General features: G+C 30.1%; 21 protein-coding genes, 1 riboswitch and 1 other annotated feature. Of the genes, 18 read left to right on the top strand and 3 right to left on the bottom strand.

Features of this window, described 5'->3' with window-relative positions; translation table 11 throughout:
- Positions 1-10 precede the first annotated feature (10 nt).
- The 8 genes from tgt to recJ all read left to right on the top strand — a co-directional run bounded on the left by tgt (position 11) and on the right by recJ (position 7,664).
- Positions 11-1,135: a tRNA guanosine(34) transglycosylase Tgt gene (tgt, locus tag FDN13_RS03250; protein WP_138978882.1), complete on the top strand. Its 1,125-nt coding sequence runs from the start codon at positions 11-13 to the stop codon at positions 1,133-1,135.
- Between the two features lie 22 nt (positions 1,136-1,157).
- On the top strand, positions 1,158-1,448 hold the full coding sequence (gene yajC, locus FDN13_RS03245; protein WP_138978881.1) for a preprotein translocase subunit YajC: 291 nt from the start codon (positions 1,158-1,160) through the stop codon (positions 1,446-1,448).
- Between the two features lie 48 nt (positions 1,449-1,496).
- Positions 1,497-1,889, top strand: a complete 393-nt coding sequence (locus FDN13_RS03240; protein WP_138978880.1) for a TIGR04086 family membrane protein — start codon at positions 1,497-1,499, stop codon at positions 1,887-1,889.
- A 104-nt stretch (positions 1,890-1,993) separates the two neighbouring features.
- Positions 1,994-2,134 (top strand): six-cysteine ranthipeptide SCIFF, encoded by a 141-nt coding sequence (gene scfA / locus FDN13_RS03235; RefSeq protein WP_138978879.1) that lies wholly within the window; start codon positions 1,994-1,996, stop codon positions 2,132-2,134.
- Between the two features lie 114 nt (positions 2,135-2,248).
- Positions 2,249-3,619 (top strand): thioether cross-link-forming SCIFF peptide maturase, encoded by a 1,371-nt coding sequence (gene scfB / locus FDN13_RS03230; protein ID WP_138978878.1) that lies wholly within the window; start codon positions 2,249-2,251, stop codon positions 3,617-3,619.
- 70 nt (positions 3,620-3,689) lie between these two features.
- Entirely contained in the window at positions 3,690-4,928 is a 1,239-nt protein-coding gene (secD, locus tag FDN13_RS03225; RefSeq protein ID WP_138978877.1) for a protein translocase subunit SecD, read from the top strand.
- Positions 4,929-4,948: 20 nt separating this feature from the next.
- Entirely contained in the window at positions 4,949-5,809 is an 861-nt protein-coding gene (gene secF / locus FDN13_RS03220) for a protein translocase subunit SecF (RefSeq protein ID WP_138981010.1), read from the top strand.
- Between the two features lie 85 nt (positions 5,810-5,894).
- A complete protein-coding gene (gene recJ / locus FDN13_RS03215) occupies positions 5,895-7,664 on the top strand; it encodes a single-stranded-DNA-specific exonuclease RecJ (protein ID WP_207670933.1) in 1,770 nt (589 codons plus the stop codon).
- A 3-nt stretch (positions 7,665-7,667) separates the two neighbouring features.
- Here the strand turns inward: recJ and FDN13_RS03210 are convergent, their stop codons facing one another.
- From FDN13_RS03210 to FDN13_RS03200, 3 genes are all read right to left on the bottom strand, one after another.
- Positions 7,668-8,630: a hypothetical protein gene (locus FDN13_RS03210; RefSeq protein ID WP_138978875.1), complete on the bottom strand. Its 963-nt coding sequence runs from the start codon at positions 8,628-8,630 to the stop codon at positions 7,668-7,670.
- A gap of 290 nt (positions 8,631-8,920) precedes the next feature.
- Complete coding sequence (locus tag FDN13_RS03205) at positions 8,921-10,042, bottom strand: DUF58 domain-containing protein (RefSeq protein WP_138978874.1); 1,122 nt, start codon at positions 10,040-10,042, stop codon at positions 8,921-8,923.
- Between the two features lie 11 nt (positions 10,043-10,053).
- A complete protein-coding gene (locus FDN13_RS03200; RefSeq protein ID WP_138978873.1) occupies positions 10,054-10,995 on the bottom strand; it encodes an AAA family ATPase in 942 nt (313 codons plus the stop codon).
- Between the two features lie 36 nt (positions 10,996-11,031).
- Positions 11,032-11,096, bottom strand: a riboswitch (Fluoride riboswitch).
- Between the two features lie 305 nt (positions 11,097-11,401).
- On the opposite strand from FDN13_RS03200, the gene FDN13_RS03195 reads away from it, so the two are divergent.
- The 10 genes from FDN13_RS03195 (at position 11,402) to aspS (ending at position 20,875) form a co-directional block, all read left to right on the top strand.
- Positions 11,402-11,641, top strand: coding sequence for a thioredoxin family protein (locus FDN13_RS03195; RefSeq protein ID WP_138978872.1), 240 nt, complete (start codon positions 11,402-11,404; stop codon positions 11,639-11,641).
- Between the two features lie 76 nt (positions 11,642-11,717).
- A complete protein-coding gene (locus tag FDN13_RS03190; RefSeq protein WP_138978871.1) occupies positions 11,718-12,686 on the top strand; it encodes a permease in 969 nt (322 codons plus the stop codon).
- A gap of 156 nt (positions 12,687-12,842) precedes the next feature.
- Positions 12,843-13,151 carry an ArsR/SmtB family transcription factor gene (locus FDN13_RS03185; RefSeq protein WP_138978870.1) on the top strand — a complete coding sequence of 103 codons (309 nt, stop codon included), beginning with the start codon at positions 12,843-12,845 and terminating at the stop codon, positions 13,149-13,151.
- Positions 13,152-13,223: 72 nt separating this feature from the next.
- Positions 13,224-13,742, top strand: a complete 519-nt coding sequence (locus FDN13_RS03180) for an adenine phosphoribosyltransferase (RefSeq protein ID WP_138978869.1) — start codon at positions 13,224-13,226, stop codon at positions 13,740-13,742.
- Between the two features lie 114 nt (positions 13,743-13,856).
- A complete protein-coding gene (locus FDN13_RS03175; RefSeq protein ID WP_138978868.1) occupies positions 13,857-16,037 on the top strand; it encodes a RelA/SpoT family protein in 2,181 nt (726 codons plus the stop codon).
- A gap of 13 nt (positions 16,038-16,050) precedes the next feature.
- Positions 16,051-16,500: a D-aminoacyl-tRNA deacylase gene (dtd, locus tag FDN13_RS03170; RefSeq protein ID WP_138978867.1), complete on the top strand. Its 450-nt coding sequence runs from the start codon at positions 16,051-16,053 to the stop codon at positions 16,498-16,500.
- A gap of 10 nt (positions 16,501-16,510) precedes the next feature.
- Complete coding sequence (locus tag FDN13_RS03165; protein WP_138978866.1) at positions 16,511-17,125, top strand: MBL fold metallo-hydrolase; 615 nt, start codon at positions 16,511-16,513, stop codon at positions 17,123-17,125.
- Between the two features lie 60 nt (positions 17,126-17,185).
- Positions 17,186-17,371, top strand: coding sequence for a hypothetical protein (locus tag FDN13_RS03160; RefSeq protein ID WP_138978865.1), 186 nt, complete (start codon positions 17,186-17,188; stop codon positions 17,369-17,371).
- Between the two features lie 10 nt (positions 17,372-17,381).
- A complete protein-coding gene (gene hemZ, locus FDN13_RS03155) occupies positions 17,382-18,812 on the top strand; it encodes a coproporphyrinogen dehydrogenase HemZ (protein ID WP_168190056.1) in 1,431 nt (476 codons plus the stop codon).
- Between the two features lie 26 nt (positions 18,813-18,838).
- Positions 18,839-19,041 (top strand) — a binding site (T-box leader).
- A 49-nt stretch (positions 19,042-19,090) separates the two neighbouring features.
- The gene (gene aspS, locus FDN13_RS03150) at positions 19,091-20,875 is read left to right on the top strand and encodes an aspartate--tRNA ligase (protein WP_138978863.1); all 1,785 of its coding nucleotides are present in this window, start codon (positions 19,091-19,093) and stop codon (positions 20,873-20,875) included.
- Positions 20,876-21,003 lie beyond the last annotated feature (128 nt).

The following is a 21,003-nucleotide window of genomic DNA, read 5'->3' as shown; positions in this document are numbered from 1 at the left end:
GAGGACAAATATGGAAGCTATAAGATATGAACTTATAAAAAAATGTGAAAAAACAGGTGCAAGGCTTGGAAAACTGCATACACCTCATGGGACTATAGACACTCCAGTATTTATGCCAGTTGGAACTCAGGCTACAGTTAAGGCTATGACTCCAGATGAACTTAAAAGTATTGGGGCACAAATAATATTAAGCAATACATATCATCTTTATTTAAGACCAGGAGAAAAACTAATTGAAAAGGCTGGAGGACTTCACAGCTTTATGAACTGGGACAGGGCAATATTAACAGATAGTGGAGGATATCAGGTTTTTAGCTTAAGTGAACTTAGGGATATTAAGGAAGAAGGTGTGACCTTTAAATCTCACATTGATGGCTCAAAACATTTTATATCTCCAGAGAAAGCAATTGAAATTGAAAATGCTCTTGGGGCTGATATTATTATGGCCTTCGATGAATGCCCACCTTACACTGCAGATTATGATTATACAAAGAATTCGTTATACAGAACAATTAGATGGGCTGAAAGATGTAAAAAAGTCCATAAAAATACTGAAAAGCAGGCACTCTTTGGAATAATACAAGGAGGAATGTTTAAAGATTTAAGGGAAGAGGCAGTAAGAGAAATGATAAAACTTGATTTTCCAGGATACTCTGTAGGTGGTCTTAGTATAGGAGAGCCAAAACCAATAATGTATGAGGTTCTTAATTGGACTGTACCTTTAATGCCAGAAAACAAGCCAAGATACCTTATGGGAGTTGGAAGTCCAGATTGCCTAATTGAAGGAGTAATTAGGGGTATTGATATGTTTGATTGTGTTCTTCAAACCAGAATTGCAAGAAATGGAACAGTGTTTACAAGTAAGGGTAAGCTTGTTGTTCGAAATGCTGAATATGCTGAGGATTTTAGACCTCTTGATGAAGAATGTGATTGCTATACATGCCAGAATTTCAGTAGGGCTTATATAAGACATCTTTTAAAGGCACAAGAAATTTTAGGTGCAAGGCTTACTACAATTCATAATTTAAGGTTTACAATAAGGTTTATGGAAAAAATTAGAGAAGCAATAATGCAGGATAGCATTTTAGAATTTAGAGATGAATTCTATGCAAAATTTGGTTATAATAATAATTAATAATATATTGGAGGTGCAATAAATGCAGGGAGGAGTAAACATTTTACTTTGGGTTCTTATATTTGGAGTATTTTATTTTTTTCTAATAATGCCAGAGCAGAAAAAACAGAAGAAATTAAAGAATATGATTGAAGGTTTAAAGATTGGAGATAATGTAATGACAAGATCAGGGATATATGGAAAAATAATTGACATGAATGAAAATTCCATAATACTTGAAACAGGCCCTGATAAAGTTAAAATTAGTATGGCAAAGTATTCAGTATCATCTGTATTTGAAAAAGAAGAAAATAAAGAAGAAAATAATGAATGATACATATATTCATAATCACCCTCATATATATTTTAGGGGGTGGATTTTATGTATGAAAAAGAAGATAAGGAAAAGCTATATGTTATATACCTAAAAGCAGTAATGAGAGGTATAGCACTTTCAATAATACTTCTTTTAATTACATCTTTAGTGTTTTTTTTCTCAAATTTAAATCAGGATTATATGAAAACCATTGTGTGGATAATTACGATTATAAGTATATGTTATGCATCAATATATGGTTCCTATAAAGTAGGAAGCAAAGGATTTTTGCATGGAGCTTTAATTGGAGGAATTTATATTATTTTAATTGCAATTATTGCTTTGCTTGCAGAAAGAGGAGGACTTAATTTTAAATCTTATATTATAATGTTTGTAATGTCCTTAATTGTTGGTGCTCTTGCTGGAATTATAGGAATAACCATTGCAAGTAAAGATTAATTTATTATAATACCTGCTGTAAGTATTGAGTAATAATATATTGTATGTTATAATTTAGTAGTTAAATTAATAATATAATTAAGTAGCTAAAGGAGGAATTTAACATGAAACATATAAAGACAATAAATTATGGAGTATTAAAGTCAAGCATAAATAAGCCAGGATGTAAAGAATGTGCAAATTCCTGCCAGTCAGCATGCAAAACTTCCTGTACAGTTGCAAATCTTGAATGTGAAAGCAAGTAAATAAAATGGCAGTAACATAAAAGTTACTGCTTTTTAAATTTTTAAATATTTTTGCTTTATTTATTTTTAAGTTTATATTATTATAAAAAAGTACTATTTTAAGGAGGTGCAAAGTTGAAGATTCATAAGTATAAACAATGTGGCTTAAACATAGTAATTGATGTTAACAGTGGAGCAATACATGTTGTAGATGATGTAGTGTATGATATTTTGGATCATTATGAAGCAAAAAACAAAGAGGAAATATATAGAATTTTAAAAGATAAATATTCTAAAGATGAGATTGAAGAAGGTATTGAGGAAATTGAATATTTGAAGAAAGAAAAAATGTTATATACTGAAGATATATATAAAGACGTTATTTTAAATGGCGAAGGACCATCATATATAAAAGCTTTATGCCTTAATATAGCTCATGACTGTAATTTAAGATGCAAATATTGCTTTGCTTCAGAAGGAAATTATCATGGTAAAAGTGAGCTTATGAGCTTTGATGTTGGTAAAAAAGTGATAGACTTTGTAATTAAAAATTCAGGTCCAAGGCGCAATATTGAGATAGATCTATTTGGAGGAGAGCCTTTATTAAATTTTGAAGTTATAAAAAAAATAATAGAATATGCAAAGGAAGAAGAAAAAAAATATAATAAAAATATTAGATTTACAATAACAACAAATGCAACTCTTTTAAATGACGAGATTATGGAATATATAGATGATAATATGGGGAACATTGTTTTAAGCATTGATGGAAGAGAAAGGGTAAATGATAAAATAAGGATAAGAAGAGATGGATCAGGAACATATAAGGACATAATGCCAAAGATTAAGGATATGATTTCAAGAAGAAAAGAAGGAAAGCAGTATTATGTAAGAGGTACTTTTACCCATGAAAATCTTGATTTTTATAACGATGTTTTACATCTTGCTGATGAAGGATTTAAAGAGATTTCAATAGAACCAGTTGTCCTTCCTGATGATAACCCTCTTGCATTAAAGGAGGAAGATTTACCACAGATTTTTGAGCAATATGATAAGCTTACTGATGAGATAATAAGAAGAAATAGAGAAGGAAATGGCTTTAAATTCTATCATTTTGCGATAGATGTAAATGGAGGACCTTGTATATATAAAAGGATATCAGGATGCGGAGCAGGCCATGAATATGTTGCTGTAACTCCAAAGGGAGATATATATCCATGTCATCAGTTTGTCGGAAATGAAAAATACAATATGGGTAATGTTTTTGAAGGCACTTTAAATAAAGAAATAGTTAATGAGTTTAAAAATGGACATATATATAACAAGACAGATTGTCTTGAATGTTGGGCAAGATTTTACTGCAGTGGTGGATGCCAGGCAAACAATTATAATTTCAATGAGGATATATATAAGCCTTATAAGTTAGGATGCAGCATGATGAAAAAGAGAATTGAATGTGCAATTGCAATAAAAATTAAACTATCAGAAAATAACAGTGTTGAATAAATCTGTTAAGTTGACTTAAAATGTCTATAGATGTATAATAGAACATAGCAACGTGAAAAGGGGGATGCGTATGAGAAAAAGAGGTATGCTCGCATTTATAATCAGTACATTTTTAATTTTATTTTTTGCCTACACATTACTTAACGGCCTTAATTTAGGAAATTATGAAGTAAGACCTATAAAAAATTTACTTTCACTTGGTCTTGATTTAAAGGGCGGAGTATATATTGAAGAGGAAGCTATTGGACAAGTTTCAAAGGAAGATCTTGAAAGAACAAGGCAGCTTCTTGATCTTAGAATAAATAATCTTGGTGTTAAAGAATCTACAGTTGCTATAATTCCTGGAGTGAATAGAATAAGAATTGAAATTCCTGGAATTTACGATGCTAAGAATGCCCTTGATGCAATTGGAAAGACAGGAGAACTTAAATTTATAGGACCTGATAATAATGTAATTTTAACAGGTAAAGATGTTGCTGATGCAACTGTTGGTGTTGATTCAAGAAATAATCAGCCAGTTGTTCAATTAAAGTTAAAGGATGATGGAGCTAAAAAGTTTGCAGAGGCTACTGCAAAGTTTAAGGGACAGCAGATTGCAATTTATATGGATGATGATATGGTTTCAAATCCTACAGTTCAAGAAGTTATACCAAACGGAGAAGCTATAATTACAGGAAGTAAGGATGTTGAAGAAGCAAAGAGACTTGCAGGTATTATAAAATCCGGTGCATTGCCTATAAAATTAAGTGCTGCTACAGTTGAAACTATAGGGCCAACTCTTGGTGCTGAAGCTATTCCAACAAGTAAAAAGGCAGCAGTAATAGGTATTTCCCTTGTAATGATTTTTATGCTCCTATATTATAAAATACCAGGTTTAATTGCGGATCTTGCCCTTGTTGTTTATATGATATTAACTGTTTTGGTTTTTGTATCAATAAAAGCAACATTAACACTACCAGGAATAGCAGGGCTTTTGCTTTCAATAGGTATGGCGGTAGATGCTAATGTACTTATTTTCGAAAGAATAAAGGAAGAGTTAAACCTTGGAAAATCCCTAAAGACAGCTGTAGATTTAGGTTTCCATAAGGCATTTACATCTATATTTGATTCACAGATAACAACTCTTATTGCTGGATTTGTGCTTTATTTCTTAGGATCTGGTTCCGTAAAAGGATTTGCATTAACTTTAAATATAGGTGTTTTATGCAGCTTATTTACTGCAATAACTATAACAAGATTCCTGCTAAAATCCTTTGTTAATTCAGGAATTATTACTAATGTGAATTTCTACAGACCGTCTGTTAAATAGGGGGTGGCGACATGGAAAAGATGTTTAAGATAGTTGAGAGATGGAAGTTATGGTTTAGTATTTCATTAATCATAATTATAATAGGTGTAGGTACATGGCTTATAAAAGACCTTAATTATGGAATTGATTTTAAGGGTGGTACAGTAGTTACAATAAAGATAGGCAAGGATTTTAATGTTGAGGATATTAGAAAAATAGCAGCAAAATATGATCCAAAAGCATCAGCAAGAGAGATACTTGAAGGTAAGAAAGTTGAAATAAGCAGTAAAGATTTTACTGATGACCAAATTGCACAGCTTTTCAATGAAATAAAGGCAAAGTATCAACTTGATGATACTGCACGTGAAGCTACTAAGAGAATAGGACCATCAATAGGAAAAGAATTAAGACAAAAGGCTATAACATCATCAATAGTTGCAACTTTAGGTATACTTATATATACATCTTTTAGATTTGAATTAAAATCAGGTGTTGCAGCAATTATAGCACTTTTGCATGACCTTCTCGTTATGGTTTCTGTTTATGCAGTTTTACAGATACCTGTAAATAGCAGCTTTATTGCAGCTATGCTTACAATACTTGGTTATTCAATAAATGACACAATAGTTGTTTTCGATAGGATTAGAGAAAACAGAAGGTTAGGAAAATATAAGAGCTTTGCTATTACAGCAGATGCAAGTATTACTCAAACCCTTTCAAGATCTATAAATACAGTTTTAACTACATTATTTACAATAACTGCGGTATATATCTTTGGCGTTTCTTCAATCAAAGATTTTGCTCTTCCACTGATAGTTGGTATAATAAGTGGATGTTATTCATCAATATTTATTGCAAGCCCAATCTGGGTGATGTTAGAAAAAAGAGGAAAGATTGCATAAGAGCCAGTTACATGGCTCTTTTAATTTGCATATTTATATTCCTGATATTATAATAGTGTAGAATATAATATGCAGGGGGTTGGCTCTGTTGGAAAAGTGGATGTTAAGAAATATAAATGCAGATATAACTAATATTTCAAAGAAATTAGGAATAAGTGAAGTCCTCTGTAGGGTATTGCTAAACAGGGGAATAATAGATTATGAGAGTGCAAAAATTTTTATAAATCCTGATATGAAATATATGAATAATCCAGAACTTATGAAAGATAATGATAATGGTACTGATATTATAATAGATAGCATTAATAAGAATGAGAAAATTGCCATTATAGGAGATTATGATGTTGATGGGGTTATAAGTATCTATATACTTTATAAAGCCTTAAAAAGATTGGGAGCTGATGTTATATATGAGATACCCCATAGAATAAATGATGGATATGGAATAAATATAAACATAATAGATAGGGTAATACAAGAAGGAGTTTCAACTATAATAACCTGTGATAATGGTATATCTGCCATAGAACCTATTGAGTATGCCAAAAATAGAGGAATTAAAGTTGTAATTACAGATCATCATGATGTACCTTTTGAAGATGATGAAAATGGTAAAAGAAAATATATAAAGCCCTGTGCAGATGCTATAATTAATCCAAAACAAGAAGATTGTAGCTATCCTTTTAAGGGGCTTTGTGGTGCAGGAGTTGCTTATAAATTTATTGAATTACTTTATAAAAAGAGAGGTATTGACAGAAAAGAAATAGAATCTTTTATTGAATTTGTTGCAATTGCAACGGTTTGTGATGTTGTTGATTTAATAGGAGAAAACCGGATAATAGTTAAAAAAGGTCTTGAAATAATTAATAACACTCAAAACATAGGACTTAAAGAATTGATTAAAGAATCAGGCCTTGATGGCAGAAGTATAACTACCTACCATTTAGGATTTATAATAGGACCCTGCATAAATGCAACGGGAAGGCTTGATGTGGCAAAAAGGGGAGTAGAACTTTTTTTAACAGGAGATAAAGAAGAAGCTGTAAAAATTTCAAAGGAACTTGTAGAATTAAATCAGGAAAGAAAGAATATGACTGTTAAAGGTGTAAGAGATGTATTAGAAGAAATTGAAAGTAGTGATTTAAAGAAAGATAACATATTAGTGGTATATAATGCACAGATACATGAAAGCATAGCAGGTATTATTGCAGGAAGGGTTAAGGAAATATATAATAAACCAACAATAATATTGACAGATGGAGAGGATTGTGTTAAAGGCTCCGGAAGGAGTATTGATAGCTATAATATATTTGAAGGCCTTTTAAGGTGCAGGGATATTTTAATTAAATTTGGAGGACACCCATTAGCAGCAGGACTTTCAATTGAAAAATCAAAGATTGATGTTTTAAGAGAGAAATTGAACTCTGATAGTAATATTGCTGAAGATGATTTAGTAAGGAAAATATATTTAGATATGCAGCTTCCATTAAGTGAAATAACAATTGAATTAGCACAAGAATTAAAACTTCTTGAACCTTATGGGAAAAGCAATGAAAAGCCTTTATTTGCTGAAAAAAACGTAAAGATATTAAGAGCTATGAAATTAGGGGAAAAAGGGAATGTATTAAAGCTCAAGTTACATTGTGGAAATAATAAGGTAGCCTTAGATGGTTTATACTTTGGAGAAATAGACAAGTTTGAAGATTATATTATCAACAAATTTGGCATAAAAGAGCTTGAAAAACTATATAAAGGTATTCAAAATGATATAATGATTGATATTGCCTTTAATATAGATATTAATGAATATATGGGTTTTAAATCAGTTAATCTGATTATACAAAATTACAGGTAGGTTTTACCTGCCTGTAATTTTGGTTGCTTTAAGTTTTTTATAATGTTCATAAAAATCTTTAAACATTTTTTTATCGGCTTTTATATCTTCATATCTGATTTTTATGTAAATGCTTCTTATATCATTTAATAGTTTACTGTCATAGATCTTTTCACATTTTTTATTTATTTCAAAGGTTGTATCACTATTTTTAATTTCTATTCTATTTAACATAGATTTTTTTATAAATTTTAAATAATAAAATCTTATTAGTTCATTATAATTTTTAGGCTTTTTATTAGAAATATATTTTTTAAAACTACTAAATAAGTTGTTTTTGTTTTCTTTGATATATTCTTTTTTTTCAGTATAAAATTCCGTTGCTTCATTAAGGTAGTATTGACGTTTAAATATTTTAGCTATTAAATAGATTAATAGAATAAATATCAAACTTTTTAATATAATGTTTAAAATTGGGTTTGATGAAATTAAATTAGTCATGTTTTGAGGACCTGAAATTTTTATGTCTTCTATCTGGATTTTTGGTATTTGTATATTTATATCTCTAAAGGATTTTTTATCGATTATCTTTTTTAATATATCAACTATAAAAGCAAGAATGTACCCTATTAAAATAAATAGCCACGAAAATAAGAACATGAGTATATCAATGAAAGTATAATAAGCTTTTATTAATAATAGTATAATTTTTTGCCTTATATTATCTAAACTAAGTGTAAAGGTTAAAGCTGCAATTAAAGTGGAATAAATTAAATTAATTCTATCGATTTTTTTGTCATAACCATTGTAATTGATATATCTTAATGTTCTTAAAAGCACTATAGATGATATTAGAAATAATATTATGTAAGGTCCTGATACTTTGTTTAAGTAAGCAGTCTTTTGAGCTATTAATCCTATTATAATAACTGCTAACACTACATACATTTCTTTTGTAAATTGTTCAATTGAAAGGCTATAGTTCATATTATCTATATTATAAAAAATAAAGTAAAATGTGAAAAAATAAATTGTAATGATAAAAAGAATATAAATGATTGAATGATAAAAAAATAGTGGAATTACTAGAAAAATACAAAAAATATAAAGGTAAGTATTTTTTTTTGATTTTAATTCATAAGCTATAAATGAGAAAATAGTAATATAGACAAAAAACAGGCTATTATTATTTATTATGTTCATAAGTAATAATATGAAGTTTAAAATCAAAAATAAAAATGAAAAGAAATTAACTATCTTTATTAAAAGGATGTTATTCAAATAGGCTCACTCCTTTCAGTAAAGATTAAAACTTTATTATTTATTTTTGAAAGGTTTTCATCATCCATTGATATTAATACAATACTATTTGTAATATCACAAATTTTATTAATATACTCTACATAACTTTCAAGTAAAAAAGGAGTTATTATGATTGTAGTTTTAAAATTCATTGGGTTAGAAATTACATGTTCTAATATTAATTCAAATTCTTGCTCAATTCCAAAGGATGCCTTTCCGAGATTTTCAAGTATTTGATTCATCATCGAAAAACCATAACCAGAAACAAAATTATTGTTTTTTAGTGAGAAATCGCTTCCTTGTATGTTATCTACAAAAGCATAAGGTATTCCTTCTGACTGTAATTCTTCAATTATTGTTCTTGCAATTGAAAAGCATTTTTCTATTTTATTTTCATCTATTTCTATCCAAAAGGGTTTTCTACATTCTATATTAAGAAGTAGGAGGGCAGTATTTTCAGATGTAAAATCAAATTTTTTAACCATAAGCTTATTAGATTTTAAAGAAGTAGGCCAATGTATAAACTTTTGTGGATCAAAAGGCGTGTATTCCCTAATCCCTACTATATGATCAGGGTCATCAATTATCCATCTTTTAACAGATATATCTCCATAATAATCCCCATAAGGCTTTAAAACATTATTCAAAATTATAGATTTAGGAAGAGCAATTATTTGAAGAGATGAATCAATTGCTTTGCTATAGGTATCAAGTCCTAAAAAATCTCCTAAAGTTAAAACTACATCATAAAAATAAAATCTTCCTCTTTTTTTACAACTTGCTTTATAAGTTCTTTTAATTCTCTGATAGGGCAAAAGTGTGTAGGTTGCTTTGTGAAATAGGTAATTAGCTGATTCTAAAATGTTAGCATCAAACTTATAGTATATTGAATCAGGAAACTTTTCAGTAATCTGCATAAAAGTTATAGGAAGGATTTTTTTATTTTCAATTATTGATGAAATTTCAAATTCCTCATCTATTTCAACTATGTTTTTAGACAATCTTCTTTTATATTCAAGATTATGTATCATATATTTTTTAGACAGGTTATTTAAAATAAAGCCTAGTATTATAATCAAAAGGGCAGCGTAAATCATAATTATGCACCTCAATAATTTTCAACTGGTACTTTTATGCTATTAAGCATATACTTTATTAGATCTGCATTATTTGTTTTATTAACACCTTTAGGGATTATCCTGTGATTTAAAACATAAGGTGAGAGATACTTTACATCTTCAGGTAAGATATATCTTCTGCCTTCAATTGCTGCTTTTGCTTGGCAAGCTTTAAAAAGAGCAATCGTTCCTCTTGGGCTTACTCCAAGCAGTATTTTTTCATCCTTTCTTGAAGCTTCAACTATATCCATAATGTATTCCATGACATCTGATGATATATTTATATTTGAAAAGTTATTTTTAACATAGTTAATTTCATCCAAAGTTACAACCGGGTTTAAATTATTTATTACATTATTATCTTTATTTCTATTTATAATTTCAATTTCCTCTCGTCTTGAGGGGTAACCCATTCTTATTCTCATAAAAAACCTATCAAGTTGTGCTTCAGGAAGTGGAAATGTACCGAATGATTCAACAGGATTTTGAGTTGCAAGTACCATAAATGGATGGCTTAATTTCCTTGTTTGACCATCCACTGTGATTTGACTTTCTTCCATAGCTTCAAGGAGGCTTGATTGTGTTCTTGGAGTTGCCCTATTAATCTCATCAGCAAGAACTATGTTAGTAAATAAGGGACCTTTTCTAAATTCGAATTCACAGCTTTTTTGATTATAAAAGTTTATTCCTGTAAGGTCTGATGGAAGAAGATCAGGAGTAAATTGAATTCTTTTAAAGTCACAGCCTATAGAGCTGGCAAAGGCTTTAACAAGCATAGTTTTACCAACTCCCGGGATATCTTCTAAAAGCACATGACCTCCACAAATAAAGGAAATGGTTATAAGTTCAATAACATCGTTTTTGCCAACGATTACTTTTGAAACATTTTCTATTATTTTGTTTTTAAAATCTACAAAAACATTTAAATCCATTGCACTACCTCCTAAAAATAAAACTTCTGCATAATAAATATTGCAGAAGTTATCAATCTTTAACAAGATGCTTTATGGCGAACTTCATCACCTATTTACTTTTAATTTTAATATATTATAAAGTGATATATTATGTCAATATTGAAAATTGAGCTATATAGAGTATAATAAAGCTAATAAGTTTTTAATATGAATAATATAATTGTTTATCAAAAATATTCATTGACATTATTATATAATTATTTTATTATATAATTAAGATGTTTGGATTATAAAACATTAAATTTGAACAGATATACTTAGTTTAGTATATCAAATGATAGATCAACAAGATAAATTAAAAGAATTTATTAGATAGGTATTATTTATTTATAATAATTAAAAATATGTAGAGGAGGAAGTGTATATGGTTATTAAAATTTTAGGACCGGGGTGTTCAAATTGCAAAAAGCTTGAAGCAAATGCAAAAGAAGCAGTTGCAAAGAGTGGAGCTAAAGCAAAAATTGTAAAGGTTGAAAATATTAAGGATATAATGAGCTATGGTGTTATGAGGACGCCTGCAATTGTTATCAATGAAAAGGTAAAAGCTTTTGGTAAGGTGTGTACCGTTGATGAAATTATCAAGTTTATAAACGAAGAGAAGTAGGCTTAAAGCCTATTTCTTTTGTTCAAAGTAAATATATTTCTTATATAATTATTAGAATTTGATTGGAGATGATTTTATGTTTGTTCCTGTTCAAAGATTTGCAGATTTTCTTGTTTATAATGTATTTGGATTATCTGAAAAGAGTAAGCTTGGAAGTGCATTAAATTTCTTTGTTTTTGATACAATAAAAATATTTATTCTTCTATTTATGATAATTTATGCTATAACATTTATCAGAAGCTTTTTTCCACCAGAAAAAACAAGAAAAATTCTTGCAAAGAACAAAGGAAGTGTATTTATAGGTCATGTGCTTGCAGCTCTTTTGGGTATTGTTACTCCGTTTTGTTCCTGTTCTGCAGTCCCTCTTTTTATAGGTTTTGTTGAAGCAGGAGTACCCCTTGGAGTTACATTTTCATATCTTATAGCAGCACCAATGGTTAATGAAGTTGCACTTGGGCTTTTATATGGATTGTTTGGGATCAAAATAGCGTTAATATATGTAGTTTCTGGTGAGATAATTGCAATAGTTAGTGGAATTATACTTGGAAGATTAAAACTTGAAAAATATGTTGAAGGTTATGTATATGAAATGAACATCAATACTGAAATTGAAATTCCAAATCCTACAATTAAGGAAAGATTAATAGATTCATGGAATTTTACAAAGGATTTAATTAAAAAGATTTGGCTCTATGTAGTAATAGGAATAGCAATTGGTGGATTTATGCACGGTTGGATTCCTAATAAGGCATTAGCACCTTATATGGGAAAAGGAAATCCCTTTGCAGTATTTATTGCAGTAGTAGTTGGAGTTCCTCTTTATTCTAATGCTGCTGGAATTATCCCTCTTGTAAGTGAGCTTACTCGTGCAGGAGTTGCAATGGGAACAGCTCTTTCATTTATGATGGCAGTAACGGCTCTTAGTGTACCTGAAATGATTCTTTTAAGAAGAGTATTAAAACCAAAGCTTCTTGCTATATTTATAACTATTGTTGGCATAGGAATACTATTTACAGGATATTTATTCAATTATATAATCGCATAAATAATAAGCTTTAAACGCCATATTTAATTGCTTATAGTAGTTATAATATGGCGTTTACATATTTTAAAAATATTGGTATAATAAATTGTTACTATATTGAAAACAATTATTTAATTGATTTATTATATTATAGTACATTGATGAGGGAGTGAAAAAATGAATTCAGATGAATTAATGGTAAAGATATTTAAAGCGCTTGGACATCCAATAAGATACAAAATAATAAAGTTTTTATATAATGGTCCTAAATGTGTATGCAGGCTTAATGAAGATATAGAGTTTAGCCAGGCTAATTTATCGCAGCATCTTAGAATATTAAAGGACGCAAATCTTGTAAAAAGTGAAAAGGTAGGTCTTGAAATGTACTATAGGTTATATAATGAAGATGTTAAAAATATTGTTGCTGAAGTAGAAAAATATGTATTGGGTTATATAAATAATATAAAGGAACTATCAGTTAAATAATTATAAAAAAACTTAAACTTTAGTATATTTTAATGTATAATTTAAATATCGATAAGCGGGGGAGGATTTTATATGGATATTAAACAAAAAATAAGGGTTATTGAAGGATTCCCAAAACAAGGTATTAGCTTTAAAGATATAACAACATTACTTAGTGATGGAGAAGCATTTAAATATACAATTGATAAAATGGTAGAGCAGGTTCGAAATAAAGACATTGATGTTGTTGTTGGTCCTGAGGCAAGGGGATTTTTACTTGGGGCACCGATTGCTTATTCTCTCGGAGTTGGATTTGTTCCTGTTAGAAAACCAGGAAAACTTCCATCGGATACATTAAGATACACATATAACCTTGAATATGGTACTGATTCTCTTGAAATACACAAGGATGCAATAAAAAATGGTCAGAAAGTACTTATAGTTGATGATCTTCTCGCAACTGGAGGAACTATATCCGCAGTAGCAAAACTTGTAGAACAGCTTGGTGGAGAAGTTGCAGGTATAAGTTTTGTTGTTGAGCTTACGGGTCTTAATGGAAGAGATAAGCTTGAAGGCTATAACGTTAATTCATTAGTTCAATATGAATTTTAATTTATTATGTCGAAAAACAATTGCAAAGTTTTTAATATTAATATATAATTAATAAAAAATATGGCTGGTAATATTACCAGCCATATATTGTAATGTGAAGAAAAGAGGGCTGTTATGGAATCAGATTTATTTAATAAGATTTCAGATAAAATAAAAGAATTAAATATTGAAGAGCGACTTGATATTGATGCTATATATAAGGCTTATTATATTTCAAAAAAAGCTCATGAAGGACAGATGAGGGAGTCGGGAGAACCATATATTTTGCATCCTGTTGAAGTAGCACTAATACTTATTGAAATGGGACTTGATACCGACACAATTTGTGCTGCCCTCCTTCACGATGTTGTTGAAGATACTGAGTATACTTATGAGGATGTTAAAAGGGAATTTAATATAGAAGTTGCAAACCTTGTTGAAGGTGTAACTAAACTTGGTAAGATAGAGTATAAGTCAAAGGAGGAGCAGCAGGCGGAAAACATTAGAAAAGTACTTTTGGCAATGGCAAAGGATGTAAGGGTAATACTTATAAAGCTTGCTGATAGGCTTCATAACATGAGAACATTAAAATATCTTCCTCCTTCAAAACAAAAGGAAAAGGCTCAAGAAACATTAGATATATATGCTCCTGTTGCCCATAGACTTGGTATATCAAAAATAAAGTGGGAGCTTGAAGATTTAAGTTTAAGATATTTGAATCCTGAAGAATATTATGATCTTGTAAATAAGGTTTCAAAAAAGAGAGCTGAAAGAGAAAATGAAATAAATGAGATAATAAGGGTTCTAAGTGAAAAGTTCGAACAGGCTGGAATTAAAGCAGATATAGATGGTAGGCCTAAACATTTTTATAGTATCTATAGGAAAATGTATCAAAAAAATAAAACATTTGACCAGATATTTGATCTTCTTGCTATAAGAGTTATTGTTGAGACTATAAAGGATTGCTATGCATCACTTGGGATAGTTCATACGCTATGGAAGCCTATTCCAGGAAGATTTAAAGATTATATTGCCATGCCCAAACCTAATATGTATCAATCCCTTCATTCAACTGTAATAGGTCCCAAAGGTCAGCCTTTTGAGATACAGATTAGGACTTGGGAGATGCATAGAACGGCTGAATACGGTATTGCAGCTCATTGGAAATATAAAGAGGGAATACAAGAGGATGAAATAGAAAATAAGCTAAAGTGGTTAAGAGAAATTATGGAGTATCAGAAAAATGCAAAGGATGCTAAAGAATTCATGGAGACTGTTAAAATAGATTTATTCTCCGATGAAGTTTTTGTATTTACTCCAAAGGGAACGGTAATTGATCTTCCTATAGATTCAACTCCTCTTGATTTTGCTTATAGGATTCATACAGATATAGGAAATAGATGTGTAGGTGCAAGGGTTAATGGCAAGATGGTACCCCTTGACTATAAACTTGTAACTGGTGATATAGTAGAAATTATAACATCAAACACTTCAAAGGGCCCCAGCAGGGACTGGCTCAATATTGTAAAAAGCTCTCAAGCAAAGACAAAAATAAGACAGTGGTTTAAAAGGACCTTTAAAGAGGAAAACGTTGAAAAAGGACGCGATTCTTTTGAAAAGGAAATAAAAAGACAAGGCTTATCATTTTCAGATGCTATGAAATCAGAATATATAGATGTTATTTTGAAAAAATTCAACTTTTCTCAAATTGATGATATGTATTCTTCAATAGGAAGCGGTGCAATAAATGCAAGTCAAATAATATCACGAATAAAGGAAGAAATGAGAAAAAATGAGGAAGATAGTGAATCTATCTTAAAAATACCTGAAAGGATTGATACGTCAAAAAGACGTTACAACCGGGAAGGCAAGAAACCTGGCATAGTAGTTAAGGGAGAAAAGGATTTACTTGTTAGATTTGCAAAGTGCTGTAATCCTGTACCTGGAGATGATATTATTGGTTTTATTACAAAGGGTAGAGGAGTTTCAATACATCGAAAGGATTGTAAGAATTTTTATAACCTTTCCTTGATTGAACCCGAAAGAGTTGTAGATGCAAGCTGGACAGGAGAACATACAGCAGATTTTCTTGCTGATGTTCAAATTGAGGCCTATGATAGGCATGGGCTTCTTTCAGATATTACAAATATTTTAACCAATGCTAAGCTTTCTCTAAAGGCGATGAATGCAAGGACATCTAAAAATAATATTGCTATAATTGCGTTAACTTTACAAGTTAACAATATTGATCAGCTTGATAAGATTATGAAGGATTTTAGAAAACTTCAAGGTATAATAGATGTATACAGAAATTAAAAGAGGTGAGGTTATGAGGGCGGTAGTGCAAAGAGTTAAATCATCAAGTGTAAAGGTTGATGAAAATGTGGTTGGTAAAATTGACAAAGGGCTTTTAGTGCTATTAGGAGTTGAAGATGCTGATACTGATGAGGATATAGTATATCTTGCAGAAAAGATATGCAATCTTAGGATATTTGAAGATGAAACCGGAAAACTAAATTTATCCCTTATAGATATTGCTGGAAGCCTACTTGTAGTATCGCAGTTTACACTATATGGTGATTGCAGAAAGGGTAGGAGACCAAATTTTATGATGGCAGCAAAGCCTGAATATGCTGAGAAAATGTATTTAAAATTTGTTGATGAGTGTAAAAAATATGTAAGTAACGTTGAAACAGGGAAATTCCAGGCATATATGGAGGTAGAAATAATAAACGATGGGCCTGTTACACTTATGCTAGATAGTAAAAAAAATTTTTAGAGGTGAAATTATGATTTTAAAAGTTTATCCTGCAGGAGTTTATATGGCAAATTGCTATATTGTAGGAGATAAAAATACAAAGGATTGTGCAATAATTGATCCAGGTGGGAATTCAAAAGGTATACTTTCAGAATGTAAAGATAACAATTTAAATGTAAAATATATTATTTTAACCCATGGACATGGAGATCATATTGCAGGTGTTTATGATATAAAAGAAGCAACTGGTGCAAAGATACTCATGAATAAGGAAGATGAATATTTAACAAAAGGAGGTACTCTAAATATAACTCCTATATTAAGAAATATAAAACTATTTGAAATAGATGAGTATATAAAAGATGGAGATATAATAAAAGTTGGGGATATTAGGATTGAGGTTTTAGAAACCCCAGGTCATACACCGGGAAGCGTGTCTTTAAAAATTAACAACATCATTTTAACAGGTGATGCACTTTTTAAAGGCTCCGTTGGAAGAACAGATTTTGAAAAAGCTTCTCATGAACAGCTTATAAAATCCATAAAAGAAAAAATAATGATATATAATGATGATACAATAATATATCCTGGCCATGGGCCATCTACAACAGTTGGAGAAGAAAAAAGATATAATCCTTTTTTATAATATGAATATTTTTTTACTATTTGGGTAAATTAGGTATAAAAAGAATTTAGGGGTGATTAAATGAAAAAAAAGAAAACCCTTCCATTTAAAATTAAGAGTTCGGATAATATGCTTGAGGAGTTCGACTATGAAAAATACTGTGAACTTGTTGAAGAAGGTCTTAATGATGAAGATATTGCAAGGGAACTTAATATAAACCAAAAACTATTAATGAATTTAAAGAAAGAGGCAGAGCAGGATTACTAAGGGGATGGAAATGATTAAGGTAAAATTAGAAGGACATGATTATAGATATGAGGTATTTCAAATCGTTTCACTATTTTATAATAAAAGTGAAATAGAATTTGTTGAAGATGATGATTTTAATGTTAAAAGCGTAGTTGATTATGATAACAAATCTGCTAAATTCAAAATCTATGAAAATAATTCTTTGAAAATTTGTGAGGATTACAAAATTACTGATGATAAAAAGCAAATAAAAAATGCTATTAAACTAACAGCTTTAAGAGCTTTAAAAAATTATACGGGAATTAATATTCCTTGGGGCATACTTGTTGGAATAAGACCTACAAAGATAGTTCATGAATGTTATAAAAGTAAATTAAAGGATGAAGATATAATAAATTATCTATTATCAAACTATGATTTATCATTAGAAAAAGCTATTCTTGCCCTTGAGGTTGCAAAAAATGAATCAAAATATTTAACTTATAATAAAAAGGATATAAGTCTTTATATAGATGTGCCTTTTTGTCCTTCACGCTGCATATATTGCTCTTTTACTTCAACACCTATTAAAGGAAATGAGCTGATTGTGAATCAATATATTAATGCACTTAAAAAGGAGATTAGGTGCACTTTGAATTTTTTAAAGAATAAGGGTTTTAGAATAGATACAATATACATTGGAGGGGGAACTCCTACATCCTTAAGTGGCGATAATCTTGAAATTATATTTAATGAGCTTGGAAGCAATATTGATTTATTTAAAGTAAAGGAATTTACTGTTGAAGCTGGAAGACCAGATTCAATTGATTGTGAAAAATTAAAAGTTTTAAAAGAATATGGCTGTTCAAGGATTAGTATAAATCCTCAAACTATGAATGATGAAACTTTAAAAAGGATAGGAAGACTGCATGATTCAAAGGATATAGTAGATAAATATTATATTGCAAGGAATTTAGGATTTGATAATATAAATATGGATATAATAATAGGTCTTATAGGTGAGAATAGTAATGATGTTAAAAATACTATGGAAAAATTAAAAGAGCTCTCACCAGATAGCATTACGATACATACTATGGCAGTAAAAAGGGCATCATATCTTAATGAAAGAGGATATAAAGCAAAGAGCGATGAAATAGATAGTATGTATGATATTGCTGTAAATTATGTAAAAAATATGGGAATGTATCCTTATTATATGTATAGGCAAAAAAATATGGTAAGCCCTCTTGAAAATGTCGGATATTGCATGAAAGATAAAGAGTGCATATATAATATACAAATGATTGCAGAAAATATATCCATTGCAGGATTTGGTCCAGGGGCTATAACGAAGCTTGTATTTATTGATGAGAATAGAATAGAGAGAATTTCAAATGTAAAGGATATAAAAGAGTATGTAACAAGGATAGATGAAATGATTGAGAAAAAATTAAAGGGGCTTGACATGTTATTTTAGTTTTCATATAATTTAATAAAAATATTATAAAAGCATTGATCGGGAGGAGTAGTCTTCAAACACTCTACAGGAAGGAACACTTTAACTGAGAGCTGTTCTAGAGTTAAGGAAGATGAATGACACCCGGGAGCTTATGCCTGAATTGAGTAGGGTGTTACGTTTTCTGCGTTAAAGATTAAGTGGGTGAAAGCCAATTAGGGTGGTACCGCGGTATATAACCGTCCCTTTTAAGGGGCGGTTTTTTATGCGAAAAAAGAAGTAAAGGAGGAGTTGTATTTATGGCTGAATCTATAAAAGGATTAAAAAGGACTATAATGTGTGGACAGCTAAGAGAAACGGATGTAAATAAAACTGTAACTGTAATGGGATGGGTTCAAAGAAGAAGGAACCTAGGAGGATTGATATTTGTTGACTTGAGAGATAGAACAGGAATAGTTCAAGTTGTGTTTGGAGAAGAGATAAATAAAGAAGCCTTTGAGAAGGCAAACCCTCTAAGAAGTGAATATGTTATTGCTGTAACTGGAAAGGTTGTTTTAAGGGAATCTCCAAATCATCAAATACCAACAGGATTAATTGAAATTAAAGCTGAAGATTTGAGAATACTTTCAGAATCAGAAACACCTCCTATATACATAATGGAAAACCTTGATGCATCAGAGGCAATAAGGCTCAAATACAGGTATCTTGATTTAAGAAGACCTGACATGCAAAAAAGAATAATGACAAGACATAAAACAGCTAAGGTTGTTAGAGACTTTATGGATGAAAATGGATTTCTTGAAATTGAAACTCCTATGCTCATAAAAAGTACTCCAGAGGGGGCAAGGGATTATCTTGTACCAAGCAGAAATTTCCCAGGAAAATTTTATGCTCTTCCACAATCTCCACAGATTTATAAGCAGCTTCTTATGATTTCAGGATATGATAGATATTTCCAAATAGTAAGATGCTTCAGGGATGAGGATTTAAGGGCTAACAGACAACCAGAGTTTACACAGATTGATATTGAGATGTCATTTGTAGATATTGATGATGTAATTGAACTTAATGAAAGGCTTATTCAGAAGATATTTAAAGAGATTAAGGGTATAGATATTAAAATACCTTTTATGAGGATGCCCTATAAAGAGGCTATTGAAAAGTATGGAAGTGATAAGCCGGATTTAAGATTTGGTATGGAAATAGTTGATATAAAGGATATAGTAAAAAATAGTAGCTTTAAGGTATTTAGCGACACAGCAGCTCAAGGTGGAGAAATTAGAGGTATAAATGCAAAGGGATGTGCTGACTTTGGAAGAAAGGAAATAGACAGATTAACTGAATATGTTAAAACATATGGAGCAAAAGGAATTGCATGGATTGCAATAAAGGAAAACGAAATAAAATCATCCTTTGCAAAGTTCATGACTGAGGATGAGTTAAAGGCTATAATAGATAGAATGGATGGAAAGGTTGGAGATTTACTTCTTATTATTGCAGATAAACCAAAGACAGCCTTTTCATCCCTTGGAGCCTTAAGATTAGAGCTTGGAAGAAAGCTTAACCTTATAGGACCAGATAACAAAGAATATAAATTCCTTTGGGTTACAGAATTTCCTCTTGTTGAATTTGATGAAGAAGAAGGAAGATATGTTGCAGTGCATCATCCTTTTACTGCTCCTATGGATGAGGATATAGAGTATCTTGAAACAGACATAGCAAGAGTTAGGGCAAAGGCTTATGATATAGTTTTAAACGGTGAGGAAATAGGCGGTGGAAGTATAAGAATTCACGATACTAAACTTCAGGAGAGGATGTTCAATGCTATAGGTCTTGATATTGAAAAGGCATGGGCAAAGTTTGGTTATCTGCTTGAAGCTTTCAAATATGGTCCACCACCTCATGGAGGGCTTGCTTATGGTTTTGATAGGTTAATAATGTTTTTAACTGAAACTGATAATATTAAAGATGTAATAGCATTTCCAAAGAATCAAAATGCTGCTGATCCTATGAGCAATTCTCCATCTGAAGTTGATGAGAAACAGCTTGAAGAGCTTGGAATAAGCATAACAAATAAAAAATAAGGTCACTTCTGTGGCCTTATTTTTTATTTGTATTATAAATATGCACTATATAATATTGTAATATTAAATAAATTAAAGTAATAATAAGAATTATGAATGTTAATTTATTTAAAATAATATTAACATTA

The organism is Caloramator sp. E03 (assembly GCF_006016075.1).
Taxonomy (GTDB): Bacteria; Bacillota; Clostridia; order Clostridiales; family Caloramatoraceae; genus Caloramator_B.
This window is presented reverse-complemented; position numbering and strand designations above follow the sequence as displayed.

Coding starts and splice junctions, on each gene's coding strand:
- FDN13_RS03200 (WP_138978873.1), bottom strand. CDS start 10,995: ATGGATTTAAATGTTTTTGTAGATTTTAAAAACAAAATAATAGAAAAT.
- dtd (WP_138978867.1), top strand. CDS start 16,051: ATGAGGGCGGTAGTGCAAAGAGTTAAATCATCAAGTGTAAAGGTTGAT.
- secD (WP_138978877.1), top strand. CDS start 3,690: ATGAGAAAAAGAGGTATGCTCGCATTTATAATCAGTACATTTTTAATT.
- FDN13_RS03165 (WP_138978866.1), top strand. CDS start 16,511: ATGATTTTAAAAGTTTATCCTGCAGGAGTTTATATGGCAAATTGCTAT.
- FDN13_RS03160 (WP_138978865.1), top strand. CDS start 17,186: ATGAAAAAAAAGAAAACCCTTCCATTTAAAATTAAGAGTTCGGATAAT.
- FDN13_RS03175 (WP_138978868.1), top strand. CDS start 13,857: ATGGAATCAGATTTATTTAATAAGATTTCAGATAAAATAAAAGAATTA.
- hemZ (WP_168190056.1), top strand. CDS start 17,382: ATGATTAAGGTAAAATTAGAAGGACATGATTATAGATATGAGGTATTT.
- yajC (WP_138978881.1), top strand. CDS start 1,158: ATGCAGGGAGGAGTAAACATTTTACTTTGGGTTCTTATATTTGGAGTA.
- scfA (WP_138978879.1), top strand. CDS start 1,994: ATGAAACATATAAAGACAATAAATTATGGAGTATTAAAGTCAAGCATA.
- tgt (WP_138978882.1), top strand. CDS start 11: ATGGAAGCTATAAGATATGAACTTATAAAAAAATGTGAAAAAACAGGT.
- FDN13_RS03240 (WP_138978880.1), top strand. CDS start 1,497: ATGTATGAAAAAGAAGATAAGGAAAAGCTATATGTTATATACCTAAAA.
- aspS (WP_138978863.1), top strand. CDS start 19,091: ATGGCTGAATCTATAAAAGGATTAAAAAGGACTATAATGTGTGGACAG.
- FDN13_RS03195 (WP_138978872.1), top strand. CDS start 11,402: ATGGTTATTAAAATTTTAGGACCGGGGTGTTCAAATTGCAAAAAGCTT.
- FDN13_RS03185 (WP_138978870.1), top strand. CDS start 12,843: ATGAATTCAGATGAATTAATGGTAAAGATATTTAAAGCGCTTGGACAT.
- FDN13_RS03210 (WP_138978875.1), bottom strand. CDS start 8,630: ATGAACTATAGCCTTTCAATTGAACAATTTACAAAAGAAATGTATGTA.
- FDN13_RS03180 (WP_138978869.1), top strand. CDS start 13,224: ATGGATATTAAACAAAAAATAAGGGTTATTGAAGGATTCCCAAAACAA.
- FDN13_RS03205 (WP_138978874.1), bottom strand. CDS start 10,042: ATGATTTACGCTGCCCTTTTGATTATAATACTAGGCTTTATTTTAAAT.
- FDN13_RS03190 (WP_138978871.1), top strand. CDS start 11,718: ATGTTTGTTCCTGTTCAAAGATTTGCAGATTTTCTTGTTTATAATGTA.
- secF (WP_138981010.1), top strand. CDS start 4,949: ATGTTTAAGATAGTTGAGAGATGGAAGTTATGGTTTAGTATTTCATTA.